Genomic DNA, 1,217 nt, shown 5'->3' with positions numbered 1-1,217 from the left:
TGAAGATAAGCAAGTCATGAGTAACTTCGAAAAAACAATAACTAGAGTGCTTGGTGATCAAAGCGAAGAACTTATCATTGGAGTTACCGAAGAAGAGTTTTTAGGGAAGCTGTAAGCACAGGCATAACAAACTGTTCAAGAGGGATTCGCAACGCGTGGCATTTTCACTATGCGGTGGTTTTAGTGTTTAAGGTGGTATGCGGCGGCTTTTGTATTGCGTTGCTCACCCCTTAACAGGGCGTTAGCAGTTTACGCAGGAGGTTAGATTGGCAGTCTATTGTATTTATAGTAATCAGCTCATGAGTAGTGCTGATATTAGTAGAGAGCATATAATTCCTTTATCTATGGGAGGAATGGATGGTTTTGAAATTCCTGTTGGAAAAGAGATAAATAAAAAAGTTGGTTCCAAAATAGATGGGAAAGTGTCAAATGATCCATTTATTGCTCTAGACAGAAAAAATGCTCAGGTTAAAGGGCACAGTGGTAAATTAGCACAACCAGTTTGGAAAAATGTAAAAGTTGGTGATGAAAAACAACCTCTTCAGATTAGGTTCAATGCACCAGGAGAAACGGAGCATTGGTGTCCCAAAACGAAAACAACTGTCGATACATCCTCACTTGCGGGTAAAAAAGGTGAGATCCAACTTAAAGTAGATATTATTCCACCATTATTGTTTGTTGCTAAAGTCGCTTTAGCTGCGGGTTATTACGTTTATGGCGACATTTTTAAAAACAATGCCGATATTACGTCTTTACAAGATTTAGTAAACATAGAGCCAAAAAAACAAGAAAAAGTGTTGTCCTCTAGCCGACTTCGTTTTATCGACAGGTTTCAGCATGAAGAGAAAGACATTGGCGATTATCTAATGTTTAAAGAAATTGGTGAGCTAAAGTCATGCTCGACAGTTACGCTCATGCAGCATCAAGATGGTTTTGTCGTTGCGGTCTCAATTCTAGGGAAATTTCTTGGTGCGGTAGATGTTGATGCCCAAATGGATGACTTCCCAAATGAAGGTAATCATCGACAAGGACATGTGGTTTTTTTAGACCGTGAAAATGGTATTGAAACAATGTCTTTTTACGATGCTGTATGTATTGTTGGAGAACGATACGGTCTTCAACCACAAAACTGCTAACAAAGCATTTAAGAGTGATTCGCAACGCTTGGCAGTTTCGCTTCGCTCAAGTATAGCCAAGCGCCGCTCACACCTTAATGC

The 1,217-nt window shown here is 39.6% G+C and carries 1 protein-coding gene; it reads left to right on the top strand.

Features of this window, described 5'->3' with window-relative positions; genetic code table 11:
• Positions 1 to 299: 299 nt before the first annotated feature.
• Entirely contained in the window at positions 300 to 1,136 is an 837-nt protein-coding gene (locus tag KIV41_RS24325) for a hypothetical protein (protein ID WP_285337828.1), read from the top strand.
• Positions 1,137 to 1,217 lie beyond the last annotated feature (81 nt).

The organism is Vibrio sp. D401a, assembly GCF_030248515.1.
Classification (GTDB): Bacteria; Pseudomonadota; Gammaproteobacteria; order Enterobacterales; family Vibrionaceae; genus Vibrio; species Vibrio rotiferianus.
Note: the sequence above shows the minus strand (reverse complement) of the source record. Positions and strands in the feature narration are given on the sequence as shown.

Excerpts from the sequence above, each read along its gene's own strand:
- KIV41_RS24325 (WP_285337828.1), top strand. The coding sequence starts at position 300 with ATGAGTAGTGCTGATATTAGTAGAGAGCATATAATTCCTTTATCTATG.